Annotated in this window: 18 protein-coding genes; 3 read left to right on the forward strand and 15 right to left on the reverse strand. The window is 68.9% G+C overall.

What is annotated here, in order from left to right; genetic code table 11:
• Window positions 1-117 precede the first annotated feature (117 nt).
• On the forward strand, window positions 118-2,223 hold the full coding sequence (locus tag QKY98_RS10250) for an NAD(P)-binding protein (protein ID WP_284670814.1): 2,106 nt from the start codon (window positions 118-120) through the stop codon (window positions 2,221-2,223).
• Here QKY98_RS10250 and QKY98_RS10255 read toward each other — a convergent pair.
• The 10 genes from QKY98_RS10255 to ccmA are packed head-to-tail and all read right to left on the reverse strand — an operon-like array spanning window position 2,149 to window position 9,857.
• On the reverse strand, window positions 2,149-3,045 hold the full coding sequence (locus QKY98_RS10255; protein WP_284670815.1) for a hypothetical protein: 897 nt from the start codon (window positions 3,043-3,045) through the stop codon (window positions 2,149-2,151). The two genes, QKY98_RS10250 and QKY98_RS10255, sit on opposite strands and share 75 nt — an antisense overlap.
• Window positions 3,046-3,080: 35 nt before the next feature.
• Window positions 3,081-4,268 (reverse strand): c-type cytochrome biogenesis protein CcmI, encoded by a 1,188-nt coding sequence (gene ccmI, locus QKY98_RS10260; RefSeq protein WP_284670816.1) that lies wholly within the window; start codon window positions 4,266-4,268, stop codon window positions 3,081-3,083.
• Window positions 4,265-4,714, reverse strand: coding sequence for a cytochrome c-type biogenesis protein (locus QKY98_RS10265; protein ID WP_027601893.1), 450 nt, complete (start codon window positions 4,712-4,714; stop codon window positions 4,265-4,267). Before QKY98_RS10265 ends, ccmI begins: the two co-directional genes overlap by 4 nt.
• Window positions 4,711-5,244, reverse strand: coding sequence for a DsbE family thiol:disulfide interchange protein (locus tag QKY98_RS10270; protein ID WP_027599846.1), 534 nt, complete (start codon window positions 5,242-5,244; stop codon window positions 4,711-4,713). The genes QKY98_RS10265 and QKY98_RS10270 overlap by 4 nt, the downstream gene beginning before the upstream one ends.
• Entirely contained in the window at window positions 5,244-7,205 is a 1,962-nt protein-coding gene (locus tag QKY98_RS10275; RefSeq protein WP_284670817.1) for a heme lyase CcmF/NrfE family subunit, read from the reverse strand. Before QKY98_RS10275 ends, QKY98_RS10270 begins: the two co-directional genes overlap by 1 nt.
• A complete protein-coding gene (ccmE, locus tag QKY98_RS10280; protein WP_027601890.1) occupies window positions 7,202-7,657 on the reverse strand; it encodes a cytochrome c maturation protein CcmE in 456 nt (151 codons plus the stop codon). Before ccmE ends, QKY98_RS10275 begins: the two co-directional genes overlap by 4 nt.
• Window positions 7,654-7,830 (reverse strand): heme exporter protein CcmD, encoded by a 177-nt coding sequence (gene ccmD / locus QKY98_RS10285; protein WP_074583134.1) that lies wholly within the window; start codon window positions 7,828-7,830, stop codon window positions 7,654-7,656. Before ccmD ends, ccmE begins: the two co-directional genes overlap by 4 nt.
• On the reverse strand, window positions 7,827-8,573 hold the full coding sequence (locus QKY98_RS10290) for a heme ABC transporter permease (RefSeq protein WP_284670818.1): 747 nt from the start codon (window positions 8,571-8,573) through the stop codon (window positions 7,827-7,829). The genes ccmD and QKY98_RS10290 overlap by 4 nt, the downstream gene beginning before the upstream one ends.
• Window positions 8,574-8,583: 10 nt before the next feature.
• Window positions 8,584-9,255, reverse strand: a complete 672-nt coding sequence (ccmB, locus tag QKY98_RS10295) for a heme exporter protein CcmB (protein WP_027599850.1) — start codon at window positions 9,253-9,255, stop codon at window positions 8,584-8,586.
• On the reverse strand, window positions 9,252-9,857 hold the full coding sequence (gene ccmA, locus QKY98_RS10300; protein ID WP_284670819.1) for a cytochrome c biogenesis heme-transporting ATPase CcmA: 606 nt from the start codon (window positions 9,855-9,857) through the stop codon (window positions 9,252-9,254). Before ccmA ends, ccmB begins: the two co-directional genes overlap by 4 nt.
• Before the next feature lie 107 nt (window positions 9,858-9,964).
• Between ccmA and fliK the strand changes: the two genes are divergently transcribed.
• Both fliK and QKY98_RS10310 read left to right on the forward strand, forming a co-directional pair.
• Window positions 9,965-11,539 carry a flagellar hook-length control protein FliK gene (fliK, locus tag QKY98_RS10305; protein ID WP_284670820.1) on the forward strand — a complete coding sequence of 525 codons (1,575 nt, stop codon included), beginning with the start codon at window positions 9,965-9,967 and terminating at the stop codon, window positions 11,537-11,539.
• Window positions 11,536-11,850 carry an EscU/YscU/HrcU family type III secretion system export apparatus switch protein gene (locus QKY98_RS10310; RefSeq protein WP_007158963.1) on the forward strand — a complete coding sequence of 105 codons (315 nt, stop codon included), beginning with the start codon at window positions 11,536-11,538 and terminating at the stop codon, window positions 11,848-11,850. The genes fliK and QKY98_RS10310 overlap by 4 nt, the downstream gene beginning before the upstream one ends.
• A gap of 149 nt (window positions 11,851-11,999) precedes the next feature.
• On the opposite strand, the gene mazG is transcribed toward QKY98_RS10310, so the two are convergent.
• From mazG to QKY98_RS10335, 5 genes are all read right to left on the reverse strand, one after another.
• Entirely contained in the window at window positions 12,000-12,845 is an 846-nt protein-coding gene (gene mazG / locus QKY98_RS10315; RefSeq protein ID WP_284670821.1) for a nucleoside triphosphate pyrophosphohydrolase, read from the reverse strand.
• Between the two features lie 69 nt (window positions 12,846-12,914).
• Window positions 12,915-15,155 carry a GTP diphosphokinase gene (gene relA / locus QKY98_RS10320; RefSeq protein ID WP_007158965.1) on the reverse strand — a complete coding sequence of 747 codons (2,241 nt, stop codon included), beginning with the start codon at window positions 15,153-15,155 and terminating at the stop codon, window positions 12,915-12,917.
• Between the two features lie 61 nt (window positions 15,156-15,216).
• Window positions 15,217-16,581: a 23S rRNA (uracil(1939)-C(5))-methyltransferase RlmD gene (gene rlmD, locus QKY98_RS10325; protein WP_042133386.1), complete on the reverse strand. Its 1,365-nt coding sequence runs from the start codon at window positions 16,579-16,581 to the stop codon at window positions 15,217-15,219.
• On the reverse strand, window positions 16,568-17,467 hold the full coding sequence (cysM, locus tag QKY98_RS10330) for a cysteine synthase CysM (protein ID WP_007158967.1): 900 nt from the start codon (window positions 17,465-17,467) through the stop codon (window positions 16,568-16,570). Before cysM ends, rlmD begins: the two co-directional genes overlap by 14 nt.
• An 80-nt stretch (window positions 17,468-17,547) precedes the next feature.
• Window positions 17,548-18,438 carry an alpha/beta hydrolase gene (locus QKY98_RS10335; RefSeq protein ID WP_169742403.1) on the reverse strand — a complete coding sequence of 297 codons (891 nt, stop codon included), beginning with the start codon at window positions 18,436-18,438 and terminating at the stop codon, window positions 17,548-17,550.
• Window positions 18,439-18,594 lie beyond the last annotated feature (156 nt).

Below are 18,594 nucleotides of genomic sequence, written 5' to 3' on the forward strand. Positions count from 1 at the left end.
TATTTCCGTTGCCTTGCTAAAGTCTCAAGGGAACTTTTCGATAAAGTGATATTACCCTAGCCATCATCTGGCATTCGTCCACTGGTGCAACAATTTGCACACTTCGGAGCAATAGGCATGGACGCTGTACCTTCTGTCCGCAAGATCGCCATCTTGGGTGGCGGCGTGTCCGCCGTCACCACCGCCTTTCGTCTTACTAATGAGCCCAACTGGCAAGAGCGTTACCAGATCACCCTGTACCAGCAGGGCTGGCGTCTCGGCGGCAAGGGGGCCAGCGGACGCAATGCCACCGACCACCAGCGCATCGAGGAACACGGCATCCATGTCTGGTTCGGCTTCTACTACAATGCCTTCCATAACCTGAGGCAGTGCTACGAGGAACTGGACCGGCCCGCTGGCGCCCCGCTGGCGACCCTCGACGAGGCCTTCTTCCCACATTCCCACACCGCCTTCGCCGACGACTTCCAGGCGCAGTGGACCACCTGGCCCATCGACACCCTGGCGTTGCCCGGCAAGCCCGGCGAGGGCTGGAATCCCAAGCCCTTCATGGCCGCCGTCGGCGATCTGCTGGAGTGGCTGCTGCGGCTGGGCGAGGTGGACGACACCCCGACCGCCGCTGCGCCAGGTGGCCTGTTCGCCCGGCTGCGCGCACATTGCCGCGAGGAGCTGCAAGAGCGACTCCTGAACGAGGCGGAGCGCCAGCTGCAGCAGGCCCGCACGGCGCTGTCCGACGGCGTCGACCATCCCGTGCTGCTGGCGCTGCTGCGCAAGCTCCGCGGCCTGCTCGGCGACGTCCTGCACGACCGCAGTCAGACCCACGTCAAGGCCCACCGGCTGTGGCTGCTGATGGACTTCGGCCTGACCGTGCTGATCGGCATGCTCGCCGACGAGGTCTATGCCAAGGGCTTCGCGGCGCTCAACGCAGAAACCTTCCAGGCCTGGCTGAGCCGTCATGGCGCCAGCACCGCGACCCTGGACGGCGCGGTGCTCAAGTCCCTGCACGGCGGCATCTTCGCCTATCGCGACGGCGATCTCGCCCAGCCCGACGTCGAGGCCGGCACCGTGCTGCGCGCCGCCCTGCTGGCCCTGACCACGGCCAAGGGCTCCTTTATCTGGCGCATGCAGGCCGGCATGGGCGACGTGGTCTTCGCGCCCTACTACGAGGTGCTCGCGCGCCGCGGGGTGGACTTCCGCTTCTTCCACCAGGTGACCGCCATCGAAGCCGCCGACGACGGCCAGGGCCCGCGGGTGACGCGCCTCCAGATCCAGCGCCAGGTCAGGCTCAAGGGCGCCGCCTACCAGCCGCTAGTGGACGTCAAGGGCCTGCCCTGCTGGCCCTCGGCGCCGCTGTACGAGCAGCTCGACGACCAGATCGCCCGGGACCTGCAGGAGGGCCAGATCAACCTGGAATCCAACTGGAGCGGCTGGCAGGGCGTCGAGCGGCTGGAACTGCAGGTCGACCGCGACTTCGACGAGGTGGTGCTGGGGATCTCCGTGGCCGGCCTGGCCGACCTGGCCCCCAGCCTGTGCGCCCTGGACCCGGCGTTCGCGCGCATGACCCGGCAGGTGGCTACCGTCGCCACCCAGGCCGTGCAACTCTGGCAGAATCGCGACGCCTGGCAACTGGGCTGGAGCGGCTCGCCCGAGGGCGGCCAAGCCCCCGAGCTGCTGGGCTTCGCCGCCCAGGCGATGGACTCCTGGGCCGATGTCAGCTACCTGGTGGACCGGGAGGACTGGTCGAGCGGCACGCCGCCGGCGGACATCAGCTATTTCTGCGGGGTGCTCGCCGCCGCGGCCGCCCCACCCATCGGCAAAAAGGATGACTATCCGCAGCAGGAAGCCGCCAAGGTGAAGCAGGCCTTCCTCGACCTCATGAACGGCAAGCTGGGTGCCTATTGGCCGGAAGCCGTGACCCCGGCGGGCTATCGCTGGGACTTCCTGCTGGCACCCGCCGAGGTCCAGGGCCAGGCGCGCTTCGACTATCAATATTGGCGCGCCAACGTCGATCCCAGCGAGCGCTATGTGCAGAGTGTGGCCGGCAGCAGCCGCCATCGGCTGACCACCGACGGCAGCGTCTGCCACAACCTCTACCTGACCGGCGACTGGATCGACAACGGCTTCAACATGGGCTGCGTGGAGTCGGCGACCCTATCCGGCCTGCAGACCGCTCGCGCCCTGCTCGGCCACCGTGAGGTCCTGCCCGGCGAGGACGCCTTCCAGTAGCGCCACCGTCTGGGCCGCTGCACGCTCGGTGCAGCGGTCCACGGCAGGCGGATAGCACGGCTCGCCGCCGTCCAGGTAAGCCAGCAATTCGGGCGCCTGGTTCCAGACGGCAGCCTCGCTATAGAGCTTGTGTAATTCGAAGCGGATCCAGCCGTCCATGAGGCGCACGCCCAGTTCCTCGATACCCAGCCCGTGCCCCTCGATGATCTCGCGATCCGCCTCGGTGAGGGGATAGTGCGGGGGATAGAACTCGGCGAGGCTGACCAGCAGCTTGACCGAGAAGCCGCGCGGATCGGCCAGCAGTGCCCCCAGCTCGGCGAACAGCGTCGCCTCCTCCACCAGCGCCTGGGCGAACATCAGCCGATAGAGGGTGATGTTGAGGAACAGCTGACCTACCGCGTTCTCCGCGCGAGCCTCTTCCTGATGCAGGGCGAAGCCGGCGAGGATGGAGGCGTTGTGCGCCCGATACCAGTGACGCGGGGTGGGATCGGCGATGAAGGTCAGCCAGCAGCGCGTCGGATAGGGCGCCTGGTCACCGGCCAGTCCATGCTGCGCCAGGCAACCGGCCAGCTCGGACAGATAGATGAAGTACAGATTGACGTTGCGCCACCAGGCGCTGCCGGTCACGGGATCCAGGACACCGGCCTGGATTTCCCAGTCGAGAAAGGCCAGCTCCGAATCGCCATAGCTCAGGCCATCGTTGTCGGCGTCGCCAAAGCTCCTGTAGAAGTCCTCGCGGACCGCCCGCCGCCGGACAGGCACGTTCTCGATCTGGCGACAGAGTTCGCGGGTCGCCGCGACGGCGTCTTCATAGGTGTACATGCCTTCCCTGCCCTGCGTGTTGGAATCCTGGCCGATCATGGCGCAATGGCATCACCGACCTCCACGCGCAATAGGCTGAACGCACTAGAAGGGAGCTCCAGTGGCTGTCCCTCATGCCGCCAGTCGCCCTTGAGCGGATCGCCGCCCCGGGCGATCACCACCACGGGTCTTACCCGCCGGTGGTCGGACAGCTTGCGCTGGGGCAGCATGGCGTCGCGGTCATCCAGGCGCACCCGCCGGGGCAGATCGGCAACCCGCAATCGCCGTACCGCCAGCGGTGGGCCGAGCTGATCCACCGCCAGGGCCAGCACGAAGACGCTGTCCTCGGGCCGTACCCGCTGCGCCACCGCGGGCGCCAAGCGGACCTCCACTTCGAGCCCCGGCGTGGCCAGCGCCTGACCGGCCGCCCGCGCCGCCGTCTCCGCCCGGGCGATCCCCTGGGCGAGGGTGGCGCGCAGGGGATCGCCCGCTGGCAGCACGGTGACCAGCCGCTGCCAGTAGCCTGCCGCCTCGGCGTAGCCCCCCCTTTCGTAGGCAGCCATGCCCAGCAGCCCCAGGGTGGTGGGCTCCCCGGGGTTGGCGGCCAGGGCTTCGTCGGCCAGCGCCCGGGTCTGGGCATCCAGCTGGCGCCCGGCGGCGAAGAAGCGGGCCTGGGCCAGTTGCCCGAGGACCTCCGCGCGCCGGCCATCACGAGGGATGACCTGTTCGAAGGCGGCCACGGCATCCCGGTAGCGACCCAGGCCGGCATAGGCGCGTGCCAGCAGGTACCAGTTGTCGGCCGCCTGGGGTTGCAGTCGCGTCGCTCCCTCCAGATCGGCCAGCAGCGCCTGGGGCGAGGCCGGCGGCGCGGCGAGACGCTGACTCAGTTGCCAGGCCGGCCAGCCGCCCAGCAGCAGGTAGAGCCCCAAGGCCAGGGCCGGGCCGCCCAGGGCGACCGCGACCCCCAGGCGACGGCCGCGGCGCTGGGGCGAAGCCTCCTCGGCAGGACTGTCGGCGAGCAGGCTGCGGCCGGCCTCGGCTTCGGCCAGCGCCAGGGCCTGGTCGTCCAGCTCGCCCCGGGCCGCCCGCGCCCGGGCTTCGGCCAGGCGCTCCTGATAGAGGGTGTGATTGAGCACCGCGCGCTGGTCCGCCGTGGCGGGTCCGCCGCGCAGGAGCGGTACCAGCAGGATCAGCAGCGCCAGGATCAGCAGCAGCCCCGCCAATCCCCAGAAGGTCGGCATCATGGCTCCTCCTCCGCCTGCAGCGCGGCCAGGCGCTGGCGTTCGGCCTCGCTCAAGGCCTGCTCCGGCCGGCGCCGCCGCGTCAGGACCAGCAGCAGGCCGGCACCGCCCAGCAGGCCCAGGCCCGGCAGCAGCCACAGCAGCAGGGTGCGCCCCTCGAAAGGCGGTCGATAGCGGATGAATTCACCGTAGCGCTGCTCCAGGTGGGCGATGATCTCGGCATCGCTCTGCCCGGCCGCCATCAGGCGCTGGATCTCGCGGCGCAGATCGCCGGCGATGGGCGCATTGGAATCGGCCAGGTCCTGGTTCTGGCACTTGGGGCAGCGCAGTTCGCGGGTCAGCGCCTGGAAGCGCGCACGCTCAGCGTCGTCGCGAAAGCCATAGGGGTCGATGGCCGCCTGGCTCAGGATCGACCAGAGCAGCAACAGCAGCAGCCAGCCGGCCCTCATGGCGTCGCTACCAGGGCGCGATAGCGCGGCCCGAGGTCTGCGTCCCAGACGCGCTGATCGATCACCCCGACATGGCGATAGCGCACCACGCCCCGGGCATCGATGAGAAAGGTCTCCGGCGCGCCATAGACGCCCAGGTCCAGCCCCAGCCGGCCTTCGTCGTCGCGAATATCGAGCTGGTAGGGATCGTGGAACTCCGCCAGCCAGCGGCGGGCGCTGGCGTTGTCATCCTTGTAGTTGATGCCGTGGATCACCACGCCCTCGGCCTTGAGTCGAGTGAGCAGCGGGTGCTCGTCCCGGCAGGCCACGCACCAGGTGCCCCAGACATTGACCAGCGCCGGGCGGCCGAGCAGGTCCTGCCGGGTGAACAGGCGGTCGTCCTGCACGCCTGGCAGCGAAAACGCCGGAAAGGGTTGGCCGACCAGCGCCGACGGCAGGGCCTGGGGATCGCGATAGAGCCCGCGAAAGAGAAAGCCGGCCAGCACCAGAAAGGCCAGCAGTGGCAGGCAGAGCAACAGGCGACGGCGCATCAGCGGGACTCCGCGGCAGAGGCAGGGGAAGACGACCGGCGGCGGCGATAGCGCGGATCGGCCAGGGCCAGCAGGCCGCCCAGGGCGGTGAGCAGGCCACCAAGCCAGATCAGCCGGACGAAGGGCTTGATCTGCAGGCGCACGGCCCAGGCGCCCTGCCCCAGCGGCTCGCCGAGGGCCACATAGAGATCGCGGGTCAGGCCGGCGTCGATGGCGGCTTCGGTCATCACCGCGCCACTGGCCAGATAGCGGCGTTTTTCCGGGGTCAGCAGGGCGACCACCCGGCCCTCGCGCTCGACCTGCAGCAGGGCGCGCTCGGCGGTGAAGTTGGGCCCTTCGTAGTGCTGGGTACCCGCGAAGCCGAAACGATAGCCCTGGAGTTCGACGTGCTCGCCCGGCGCCAGGCGCAGATCGCGCTGCACATCCAGCTGGCTGGCGAGCACCACGCCCAGGGCCAGCACCGCCAGCCCCAGGTGGGCCAGGTGCATGCCCCAGTAGCTGCGTGGCTGACTGCGCAGGCCGCGGCGCCAGCCCAGCGCCGCCACCTTGCCCAACGCGTCGCGCAGCGCGGTCAACAGGATCCAGGCCGCCAACGCGAGCACCGCCAGGATCGCCGCCCTGGGCTGATCCAGCCACCAGCCAAGCAGACCGGCCAAGGCCGCGCAGCCCAGCAGGATGGGTGCCAGCAGGCGCGCCAGCCAGCGACCCGGGCTGCTTTTCCAGCGCACCAGCACCCCGACGCCCAGGGCCAGCATCAGCAGCGCCATCAGCGGCACGAACAGCAGGTCGAAATACGGCGGGCCCACCGACAGCTTGGCGCCGGTCAGGCTGTCGATCACCAGCGGATAGAGGGTGCCGAGCAGGACCGTGGCGGCGGCGGTCACCAGGATAAGGTTGTTGATCAGCAGCAGGGCCTCGCGCGACGCCAGGCCAAAGGACGCCGAGCCGCTGAGCGCCGGCGCACGCCAGGCGAACAGCGCCAGCGAGCCGCCGACCACCAGCAGCAGGAAGGCCAGGATGAAGACGCCACGGGTGGGATCGCTGGCGAAGGCATGCACCGAGGTCAGCACCCCCGAGCGCACCAGAAAGGTCCCCAGCAGACTGAGGGAAAAGGCGGCGATGGCCAGCAGCACCGTCCAGCCCTTGAACAGGCCGCGTTTCTCGGTCACCGCCAGGGAGTGCAGGAGCGCCGTGCCCACCAGCCAGGGCATGAAGGACGCGTTTTCCACCGGATCCCAGAACCACCAGCCGCCCCAGCCCAGTTCGTAGTAGGCCCACCAGGAGCCGAGCACGATGCCGCAGCCGAGAAAGGCCCAGGCGAGCAGGGTCCAGGGCCGGGCCCAGCGCGCCCAGGCGGCGTCCAGCCGGCCTTCCAGCAGCGCCGCCAGGGCGAAGGCGAAGGCCACCGAAAAGCCGACGTAGCCCATGTAGAGCATGGGCGGATGCAGAATCAGCCCGGGGTCCTGCAGCAGCGGATTGAGGTCGTTGCCCTCCCGCGGAAATTGCGGCAGCAGGCGGGCGAAGGGATTGGAGGTGGCGACCAGAAAGGTCAGGAATCCGGTGGCCACCAGCCCGAGGATGCCCAGCACCCGCGCCAGCAGCGCCTGGGGCAAGGATCGCGAACAGCACGCCACCGCCAGACTCCAGCCCGCCAGGATCAGCGCCCAGAGCAGCAGGGAGCCCTCGTGGGCGCCCCAGGTGGCGCTGACCTTGTAGTACCAGGGCAGGCGACTGTTGGAGTTGGCCGCCACATAGGCCACCGAGAAGTCGTCCTGCAGAAAGGCCCAGGTCAGGGCCGCAAAGGCCAGCGCCAGGAACAGCCACTGGCCGAAGGCGGCCGGGCGCGCCAGGCGCATCCAGTCGACCTGACCGCGCCAGGCGCCCAGCAGCGGCAGGGTGCCCTGCACCAGAGCCATGGCCAGCCCCAGCAGCAGGCAGAGTTGTCCGAGTTCCGGGATCATGGCGCCGGCCTCGCGCCGTCGAGCGGCCGTCCGGCCTGGCGCAGCGCCTGGCTCACTTCGGGGGGCATGTATTTCTCGTCGTGCTTGGCAAGGATCTGGTCGGCCACCAGGCGCCCCTGGTCGTCGAGTCGACCCAGGGCCACCACGCCCTGCCCCTCACGGAACAGATCCGGCAGGATGCCGGCATAGCTCACCCGCACCTCCTGCTGGAAATCGGTGATGACGAAACTCACCGCCAGGGAATCCGCGGCGCGTACCAGGCTGCCCTGCTCCACCATGCCGCCGGCGCGGATGCGGGTATCGCGCGGCGCCTCGCCTCGGGCGATCTGGCTCGGGGTATAGAAGAGGTTGATATTCTGCTGCAGGGCGCTGAGGGCCAGCGCCGCTGCGCCCCCTACGCCCAGCAACAGCAGCAGGATCCACAGCAGCCGACGACGACGAACCGGATTCATGGACGCCGCTCCCGCCGCCAGCGCTGGCGCAACTCCCGCTGCAGCCGGCGACGCGCCTGCCAGCCGTGCAGCAGCAGGCCGCCGAGGACGATCAGGGTCAGGCCGAAGGCCGGCCAGACATAGAGGCCATGACGCCCCATGCCAAGGGCTTGCGCCCAGTCCACGCCGCTCACGCGCCCTCCTCGCCCAGTTCCAGGCGTACCCAGCGACTGCGCCATTCGCGCCTGAGCACTTCCAGACGCATGCGCTGCAGCAGCACGCCGGCAAAGAACAGGTAGAACGCCAGCACCATCACTAGCAGCGGCAGCCACATGGCCGCCGGCATCGGGGGACGCTCCACCAGGCTGAAGGTGGCCGGCTGGTGCAGGGTGCTCCACCACTCCACCGAATACTTGATGATCGGCAGATTGACCGAGCCCACCAGCGCCAGGATGGCGCAGGCCCGGGCGGCGCTCTCGCGATGGTCGATGGCCTGCCCCAGGGCGATCACGCCCAGATAGAGAAACAGCAGCACCAGCATCGAGGTGAGCCGGGCGTCCCAGATCCACCAGGTGCCCCAGGTGGGAATGCCCCACAGCGACCCCGTGGCCAGGGCGATCACGGTCATCCAGGCGCCGATCGGTGCGGCCGCGCGCAGGGCCACATCGGCCAGCTTGAGGCGCCAGACCAGGCCGATGGCTCCGGCGAACGCCAGCAGCAGATAGCAGGATTGCGCCAGAAAGGCCGCCGGCACATGCACATAGATGATGCGAAAGCTGTCGCCCTGCTGATAGTCCGGCGGCGCCAGGAAGAGGCCCCACACCAGACCCACGGCCAGCAGCAGTCCGGCCAGCGCCAGGCAGGGCCCCTGCAGCCGGCCGGCCAGGCGATAGAAGATGGCGGGAGAGCCCAGGCGATGCAGCCAGGTCCAGTTCATGTCGTCCTCGTCATTGGGCCGCGCCGATGCGCAGGCCGGCGGCGATCGCCAGGGGGGCCAGGGTCAGGGCCAGCAGGGTCAGGCAGCCCAGCCAGAGCAGCAGCCCCGCTACCGGCAGGCCCAGCCGCGCCGCGTCCAGGGTGCTGGCGCCAAGGATCAGCACCGGGATCTGTAGCGGCAGATTGAGCAGCGCCAGCAGCAGCCCGCCACGGGCCAGGCCCACGGTGAGGGCCGCGCCGATGGCGCCGATCAGGGTCAGGGCCAGACTGCCCAGGGTCAGGGCCGCCAGGGTCGCCGGCAGGGCCGCGGCGGGCAGCCCCAGCATCAGCGCCAGTACCGGCGTCAGGGCCACCAGGCCGAGGCCGGCGAAGCACCAGTGCACCAGCAGCTTGAGCAGGACCAGCAGCGGCAAGGGCTGGGGCGCCAGCAGCCAGAGTTCCAGGGAGCCGTCCTGCCACTCGCTGCGAAACAGGGCTTCCTGACCCAGCAGCAGGGCCAGCAACAGCGCGATCCACAAGAGTCCCGGCGCAAGAGCGGCCAGCTGCTGGCTATCGGGCCCCAGGGCCAGGGGAAAGAGGGTCACCACCAAGGCATGGAAGGCCAGGGGCGTGAGCCACAGCGCCGGTCGGCGCCAGGCCAGGCGCCCTTCGCGCCCGAGGATGGCCAGCCAGGCGCCGCTCATCGACCAGCGTCCAGCCAGAGCAGCCGATGGGCGGCCGGGGCGGCTTCCAGCTCGCGGTGACTGGTCAGCACCAGGGCACCACCCGCGGCGCAATGCGCCTGCAGGCGCGCTTCCAGCCGCGCGCAGGTGCTGGCGTCGAGGGCGGTGAAGGGTTCGTCCAGCAACCACAGCCGCGGCGGCTCGGGCAGCTGGAGGCGGGCCAGGGCGACGCGGCGACGCTGGCCGGCCGAGAGCTGCCGGCAGGGCTCGTCCGTCCAGTCGGCCAGCCCCTCCGCCGCCAGGGCGGCCCGGCAGGCCTCCCGCGTCGTCGGGCGCCACAGATTGGCCAGGCTATGGAGATTTTCCGCCGCGGTCAGCCCCTCGGCGATGCCGGGCGCATGCCCCAGCCAGAGCAGTTCGGCGGCGGCGGGCCGGCGTACCGTACCGGCATCCGCCGGCAGCAGTCCCGCCAGGATGCGCAGCAGGCTGGTCTTGCCACTGCCGTTGACGCCCCCGATCTGCAGCGATTCGCCCGCCGCCACGCTCAGACTCAGGTCGTCGAACAGCAGGCGACCGCCCCGTTCGCAACGGAGCGCGACGGCGTCGAGCAGGGGCTGATTCAAGACAGGGGTTCTCACGGCACTAAAGTCGGTCGGGCGCTGGCCGTTAACCCGGCACACGCCCTTGAAGGCGCGCCATTATACACAGGCGATTCCACCGGACCTGCCCGATGACCTCCATCTCCGCGATCCAACCCAGCGCTGGCGTCTCGCCCGCCCTGCCCGTGCGGGCCGCGGCGGCGCAGGCGTCGGACGCGGGGGCGCAGATCCTGCAGGCCCTGCAATCCCTCGACGACCTGATTCCGCCCGGCAGCACGGCCACCGCCGAGGTGCTGGCCACCCGTCCGGCCGGCCAGAGCTTCCAGTTCCTGCTGCAACTGCAGCTGGCCGAGGGCGGCAGCGTCCTGCTCACCACCCAGAGTCCGACCAACAACCTGCCGGTGGGCAGCCAGCTGCTGGTGAGCACCCTCGGCTCCACCCAGCTGGCCGTACTGCTGCAGAGCCTGGAAGGCGACGCGCCACCACCGCCGCTGCAGCAACTGGATCTGCGCCAGTTGCCGGTAGGCACCACCCTGCAATTGCGGGTGCTGAGCAGCCTGCTGCAGCAGCCACCCGGTGCGGCGCCTACCTACGAGGTGATCGCCAAGGCCCTGAGCTCCAGTCTCGAAGGTCGCCAGCTCAAGCTGGAATCGCCCCGCCCGGTGCCGGTGGGCAGCCTGCTGACCGTGGTGATCAAGGACAGCCAGGAGGTCACGGTGCTGCCCATGGCGCAGCGCCTCGACCAACTCGACATCGACCGCCAACTGCAGGGCCAGGGACAGCGCCAGCTGTCGATGAATGCCCTGCTGCAATGGCTGGAGGACGTCCCCGAGGCGGACCTGCCACCGTCGGTGGGTGCGGCGCTCAAGTCCCTGCTGGCCAATCTGGAACACACCGAGGCCCTGACCACCCCGCAGGGCTGGGCGCGCGCCCTGGCGCGCAGCGGTCTGCAACTGGAGCAGCAACTGCTGGATCGCGGCGGTCCCGAGCTCCAGGAAGACTTCAAGGCCAACCTGCTGCGCCTGGTGGATCGGCTACTGGCGAGCCTGCCGGGCGACGCCCTGCGCAATCCCCAGGTCGCGATCCAAACCGCCCAGCAGAATCTGCCCGATGCCTTGCGCCGGGCGCTGGGCGACGCCGCCACCGCCAGTCGCCAGCCCACCGCCCTGGACTTTCCCCTGGGTGAGCGCGACGGTCGCGGCCTCAGTGCCGCCAACGCCGAACTCGACGAATTGCTGCAACTGGCCACTGGCGTCATCGCCCGGCTGCAGACCCACCAGCTCGCCAGCCTGGCGCAGACCCAGGTCTTGCCCGACGGCTATTACCTCTCCACCTGGCAGACCGAGATCCCCTGGCGCGATGGCGAGCGCCTTGGCGCGGTGCAGGTGCGCTTCCAGGAGGAACGACCGCCGCCGGACAGCCGCGGTGAAGCCCGCGACAGCCTGTGGAAGGTGGAACTGGCCTTCGATCTGGCGCCGCTCGGCCCGCTGCAGGTACGCGCGCAACTGGCCAGTGGCCGGCTGTCGAGCGAGTTCTGGGCGGAAAAAGGCGCCACCGCCACCCTGATCGATACCGAATTGCCCCATCTGCGCGAGCGCCTGCTGGCCGCCGGCTTCGTGGTCGGCGACCTCAGCAGCCGCCAGGGCCGTCCCGCACGCCATCCGCGCACCTCCCTCGAACAACGCTGGATCGACGACACCGCATGAGCACGACCGCCGCCCGCCAGGCCATCGCGCTGTCCTATGACGGCAGCAGCGCCCCCATCCTCTCCGCCAAGGGCGACGCCGAACTGGCGGAACTCATCCTGGCCACCGCCCGGGAGCACGAGGTGCCCATCTATGAGAACGCCGACCTGGTGCGCATCCTGGCGCGCCTGGAGCTGGGCGCGGAAATCCCCGAGGCGCTCTATCGCACCCTGGCCGAGATCATCGCCTTCGCCTGGCACCTCAAGGGCAAGTGCCCGGCGCACCTGGCCGACCAACCGGATCTGTCGTACGGTTGGGAGCGGATGCCGTAGATATCCAGCTCAATTCTCTTATCGCGGCCATGGGCCGCTCCTACAGGGAGTGATGCTTTTATAGGAGCGGCCCATGGCCGCGATAGTCCAGTCAGGCCGGTCGCTACGGCGCACCGGCATGGCCGCGATAAAACCCGCAAAAACCTGCCCTACCCCCGCCGCAACGAATGCCCAACGGCGCCCTTCTCTTCCACCTTGGCGGCATCCCACAGGGCATCCATCTCGTCCAGACTGGCCTCCTGGGGCGAGCGGTCCTGGGCTTTCAGCGCCTCTTCGATGAAGCGGAAACGCCGCTCGAACTTGGCGTTGGCCTGGCGCAGAGCGTCTTCGGCGTCGACCTGCAGGTGCCGCGCCAGGTTGACCATCACGAACAGCAGATCGCCGACCTCTTCCGCCACCTGGGCCGCCTGGCCGTTGGCCATGGCCTCGCGCACCTCGTCCAGTTCCTCCTGGATCTTGGCCACCACCGGCGTGGCATCGGCCCAGTCGAAGCCGACATTGGCCGCACGCTTCTGCAGCTTGGCCGCGCGACTCAGGGCCGGCAGCGCGGCCGGCACGTCGTCCAGCAGCGACAGCTGCTCGGGCGCCGCGGCCTTTTCCGCCCGCTCCTCGGCCTTGATCTCTTCCCAGCGGCGCTTGATGGTCGCCTCGTCCAGCCGCGGCAGGTCCAGCGGGCCATGCAGGTCGCCATCGGGAAAGACATGGGGGTGGCGTCGCACCAGCTTGCGGGTGATGCCATCCACCACCTGGGCAAAGTCGAAATGGCCATCCTCGCGCCCCAGCTGGCTGTAGTAGACGACCTGGAACAGCAGATCGCCCAGCTCGTCGCGCAGCTGCGGAAAATCCCGCCGGGCGATGGCGTCGGCGACCTCGTAGGCCTCTTCCAGGGTGTGGGGCACGATGCTGGCGTAGTCCTGGCGCAGGTCCCAGGGGCAGCCGTGTTGGGGGTCGCGCAACCGGGCCATGAGGTGCAGCAGGTCGTCGAGCTTGTACATTGGGTGAATCCTGTCACTGGAAAAAGAACGAGGCGCCAGGAGGCGCCTCGTGGGGGCATCGTCACCGGCTCAGGCGGCGCGATTGCGCCGGGCTTCGATGATGTTGGGCAGCTGGGAGATCCGTCCGAGCAGACGACCGAGGGCGTCCAGGCCGGGGATCTCGATGGTCAGCAGCATGTTGGCAGTGTTTTCCTCGCGATTGGAGCGGGTGTTCACCGCCAGCACGTTGATCCGCTCGTTGAGCAGGATCTGCGAGACATCGCGCAACAGACCGGAGCGGTCGAAGGCCTTGATAACGATATCGACCGGATAGGTCTGCACCGGCACCGGGCCCCAGCTCACCTGGATGGTCCGTTCCGGCTCGCGACTGGCCAGCTGCAGGGCGTTGGCGCAGTCCTGCCGGTGGATGGTCACGCCGCGCCCCAGGGTGATGTAGCCGACGATGGCATCGCCCGGCACCGGCTGGCAGCACCCGGCGATCTGGGTGAGCAGATTGCCCACCCCCTGGATCTGCACATCGCCGCGCTTGCCCGGCTTGTTGGTCGGCTTGCGCGGCAGGAGATCGAGGGTATCGACGCCCTTGTCCGGCTCCACCAGCTGCTGGGCGGCGTGCATCACATGGGCCAGGCGCAGGTCACCGGCGCCCAGGGCCGCCAGCATGTCCTCGGCACCCTTGTAGTTGACCTTCTCGGCCAGCGTATTGAAGTCCACCGGCGGCAGCGCCAGGCGCGACAACTCGCGCTCGACCATGGCCTTGCCGGCGGCAACGTTCTGGTCACGCGCCTGGAACTTGAACCAGTGGACGATCTTGGCCCGGGCCCGCGAGGTGTTGACGTAGCCGAGGTTGGGGTTGAGCCAGTCGCGGCTGGGCGAGCCCTGCTTGCCGGTGATGATCTCCACCTGCTCGCCGGTCTGCAGCTGGTAGTTCAGCGGCACGATGCGGCCGTTGATCTTGGCGCCACGGCAGTTGTGGCCGATCTCGGTGTGCACCCGATAGGCGAAGTCCAGCGGCGTCGCGCCCTTGGGCAGGTCGATGGCGTGGCCGTCGGGAGTGAAGACATAGACCCGGTCCGGCTCGATGTCGACGCGCAACTGGTCGGCCAGGCCGCCGATGTCGCCCAGCTCCTCGTGCCATTCCAGCACCTGGCGCAACCAGGAGATCTTCTCTTCGTAGTGGTTGGAGGCCGACTTGACATCGGTGCCCTTGTAGCGCCAGTGGGCGCAGACCCCCAGTTCGGCCTCTTCGTGCATGGCGTGGGTACGGATCTGCACCTCCAGCACCTTGCCCTCCGGACCGATCACCGCAGTGTGCAGGGAACGGTAGCCGTTCTCCTTCGGGTTGGCGATATAGTCGTCGAACTCGCGGGGAATGTGCCGCCACAGGGTATGCACGATACCCAACGCGGTGTAGCAGTCACGCACCTCGGGTACCAGCACCCGCACCGCGCGCACGTCGTATATCTGGCTGAACTCCAGGCCCTTGCGCTGCATCTTCCGCCAGATGGAATAGATGTGCTTGGCCCGGCCGCTGATGTCGGACTTGATACCGGTGGCGGTGAGTTCGTCACGCAGCTGCTGCATGACATCGGCGATGTACTGCTCGCGATCCAGCCGCCGCTCGTGCAGCAGGGTCGCGATCTGCTTGTACTGCTGGGGCTCCAGGTAACGGAAGGACAGGTCCTCCAGCTCCCACTTGATATGACCGATGCCCAGGCGGTGGGCCAGGGGCGCATAGATGTCGGCCACTTCGCGAGCCACCCGGTTGCGGCGCTCTTCGGTGGCGTTCTTGACCGCACGGATGGCGCAGGTGCGCTCGGCCAGCTTGATCAGGGCCACGCGCACGTCGTCGACCATGGCCACCAGCATGCGCCGCAGGTTGTCGACCTGGGTCTGACTGCCCAGCACCATGGACTTGCGCGGATTGAGACTCTCGCTGATCGCCGCCATGCGCAGCACGCCTTCGATCAGCTTGGCCACCACCGGCCCGAAATGCTCCGCGGCCGACTCCAGGGTCGCCTTGCCCTCGCGCACCGCCCGGTAGACGATGGCCGCGATCAGGCTGTCCTGATCCAGCTTGAGATCGGCCAGGATCTCGGCCATCTCCAGCCCGGTGTGGAAACTGGAGGTACCCTCCGCCCAGGTGTGCTCGACCTGGCCGGAATTCTCCTCCGCCGTGCGGGCGAAGCCGCAGGCATCCAGCAAGGTCTCGCGATCGAGATTCGGATCCACGCTCTGGATGTGATCCAGCCAGGCGTGAAGGTTGATGCTGCCATCGACGTTGACTGGCTGATGCGCTCTGACCTGTACCATCTACCCCTTCCTCACGGCGGTGCCTTCGCCGGATTGGCTCGCATCGGTTGGCGAGCCGTCGTTACCCGGGCATCCCGCCCGCTTCGAACAACACCATGGCTTCCACATGGGCGGTCTGCGGGAACATGTCGAGAATGCCCGCTCTTGTCATGCGATAGCCCTGTCGGACCAACTCTCCCGCGTCCCGCGCCAGGGTGGCCGGATTGCAGGAGACATAGACCAGTCGCCCGATACCCAGGCCGCTGAGTTGCCGGACCACTTCCAGCGCACCGTCGCGCGGCGGATCCAGCAGCGCCAGCGAATGGCTGCCCAGATCGGCGGGTAGCGGGTTCGACAGGTCCACCTGTAGAAAGTGCGCGTTGCCGATGCCGTTGTCACGCGCATTTTGTATTGCCCGGGATGTCATCGCCGCGACCCCTTCGATCCCGGTGACGGCCGCCGCCTGCCGCGCCAGCGGCAAGGCGAAGTTGCCGAGGCCGGAGAAGAGATCGAGGACCCGGTCGTCGGCCTTGGGCGCCAGCCAGTCCAGCGCCTGGGCGACCATGGCTTCGTTGATGGCGGCATTGACCTGGACGAAGTCGCCCGGCTGATAGGCCAGCGTCAGGTCCCAGGGCGCCAGCCGATAGCCCAGCCTGGCGTCGGCCTGGTCCGGTTGCGGCTCGCCCTTGCCCTGCCACCAGAGCTGGACGCCGGCCGCCGCGCAGAAGTCGCGCAGGCGCGCCTGGTCACCCGGCAGCAGCGCCTGGGTATGGCGCACCAGCAAGGCGGTTGCCGTCCCCTGGAAGAGTTCGACATGTCCGATCGCCTGGGGCCGTTCCAGCCCGCTCAGCAGCTCCGGCAGCGCCCGCAGCAGGGGCTGCAGTTCCGGCACCAGCACCAGGCAGTCGTCGGGGGTGACGATGTCCTGGCTGGCTTCGGCGCGAAAGCCCACCTCCAGGCGGCCCTGGCGTTCGTCCCAGCGCACCGCGATGCGGGCGCGACGGCGATAGCCGAATTCGGGTCCGACCATGGGCGCGGCCCAGGCCAGCGGCTGCACCCCGGCCAGCCGGCGGAACTGCTCGGCCAGGGCCTCCTGCTTGAGGGTCAGTTGATCGGCATGGGGCAGGTGCTGCAGGGTGCAACCGCCGCAGCGGTCGGCCACGCTGCAGGGCGGCGTACGCCGCAGCGGACTGGCCTCCAGCACTCTAAGGGTACGGGCTTCGACCACCTGGCTGCGGGCACCGAGCACCCGCGCCTCGACCCTTTCGCCCGGCAGGGCGCCGGCGACGAACCAGGTCCGCCCGCCTTCGTGAGCGATGCCGCGCCCGTCATGGGACAGCCGCTCGATGCCCAGCAGCTGCCGCTTGCCGGTCGGCACCCCGGTCGCCCGGGCGCCACCGGCCGGCTGGAAGCGCAGTCCGCCACCGCCCCGCTTAGCGCGCGTCATAGACGCCGGTCGACAGGTAGCGATCGCCTCGGTCACAGATGATCGCGACGATCACCGCATTGTCCACTTCCCGGGCGATGCGCAGGGCGCCCGCCACCGAACCACCGGACGACACGCCACAGAAGATGCCTTCTTCCCGCGCCAGGCGGCGCATGGTGTCCTCGGCTTCCTGCTGGCCCATGTCGATGATGCGATCCACGCGGCTGGCCTCGTAGATCTTTGGCAGATAGGCCTCCGGCCAGCGACGGATGCCGGGGATGGCCGCGCCCTCCTCCGGCTGCAGACCGACGATCTGCACCTTGGGATTCTGCTCCTTGAGGTAGCGCGAGGTGCCCATGATGGTCCCGGTGGTGCCCATGGAGCTGACGAAATGGGTGATGCTGCCATGGGTCTGGCGCCAGATTTCCGGACCGGTACCCAGGTAGTGGGCCACCGGATTGTCGCCATTGCCGAACTGGTCGAGCACCTTGCCGCGACCTTCGGCCTGCATGCGGGTGGCCAGATCCCGCGCCCCTTCCATGCCGTCTTCCCTGCTCACCAGGATCAACTCGGCGCCATAGGCGGTCATGGCCGCCTTGCGCTCGGCACTGGAGTTGTCGGGCATGATCAGGATCATGCGGTAACCCATGATGGCCGCCGCCATGGCCAGGGCGATCCCGGTATTGCCGGAGGTGGCCTCGATCAGGGTATCCCCGGGCTGGATGTCGCCGCGGGCCTCGGCCTGGCGGATCATCGACAGCGCCGGGCGGTCCTTGACCGAGCCCGCCGGATTGTTGCCTTCCAGCTTGAGCAGCACGGTACTGCGGGTGTCGCCGGCCAGGCGCTGCAGGCGCACCAGCGGTGTGTTACCGATGCAATCGGCGATGGTGGGATAGTGCAGACTCATGAATCAGCTCGTTCCGCCAAGGGTGAAAGCCTTCCATGATACTCCCAAAGCCCCGCCGACCCTACCCGTCCGGCGCCTGGCTAGGGTCGGCGCGTGGCGGCACCGTCGCTGGCCACTTCCAGGGCCGCGGGCAGGCTCACTGACAGCACCCCCTCCGGACCCAGGTTGGGCCGTATCTCGGGCGTCACCTGCATCCCCGGCAGTCCGGCCAGACGCTCGGCCAGTCGCTTGGCGGCATCGGGCGCCACCTTGCGGGTCAGGTCCTCGGTACCGGAATACAGCCAGAGCTGCACCGGCCGGGCCCCGCCCACGCCCTGGAATTCCTGCGCCCGCTTGAGAATGAAGCCCTGCTGCCAGCCGAAGGCGACATCGCTCGCCACATAGCGCTGGAACGCCTGCGGCTGTCTATAAAGGGTGTCGAGCACGAAGAGGCCGCCGTAGCCATGGCCCCACAGCGTCTGGCGATTGGGATCCACCGGCACGCTCTGGGTCAGCAGCGGCTTGATGCGCTGCTCGATCAGGTCGAGAAAGGCCCGCGAGCCTCCTGCCGGCCAGTCCTTGCGCACGTCATCGCGGGCGCGGCCATTGCCCACCGCCGGGGTGTAGTCGTAGGTGCGCTCCTGCATGGCGTCCGCGGCATCGGCGTAGCCGATCGCCACCAGCACCGGGGCACTCTTCAGCTTATGGGGCGACAGCCAGACATCCTGGAGTTGCGCCAGGGCGGCATCGCCATCGAGCAGGAACAGCGCGGGATAGCCCATCATCGGCGCCGGCTGCTTGGGAATACCGATATAGACCCGATAGCGGCGCTTGCCATCCGCCGAGTCGAGCAGGTGCGTCTCGAAGCTGTAGTACATCGACCCCCGCTCCACCAGGGTGGTCTTCTTCGGCTCCTGGGCCTGGGTCGGCGCCAGCCAGCCGGTCCCCAGCAACAGGGCCCCCGCCAGCATCAGACTGCAACTCTTCTTCAAAGGATCTCCTCGAACGCAACCGCACCGGAACGACCGGCAGTCCCTACCAGACCGCCGATGGGTTCAATGGTTGTGCACCGCGGCCAGGGACCGTGGCAGCCTTCGCGGATTTTCTCGAATCAGAGCGCCAGGGGGTGCGACCCCTTTCGCAAAGAC

It is taken from the genome of Pseudomonas sp. HR1, assembly GCF_030175875.1.
GTDB classification, from domain to species: Bacteria; Pseudomonadota; Gammaproteobacteria; order Pseudomonadales; family Pseudomonadaceae; genus Chryseomonas; species Chryseomonas oryzihabitans.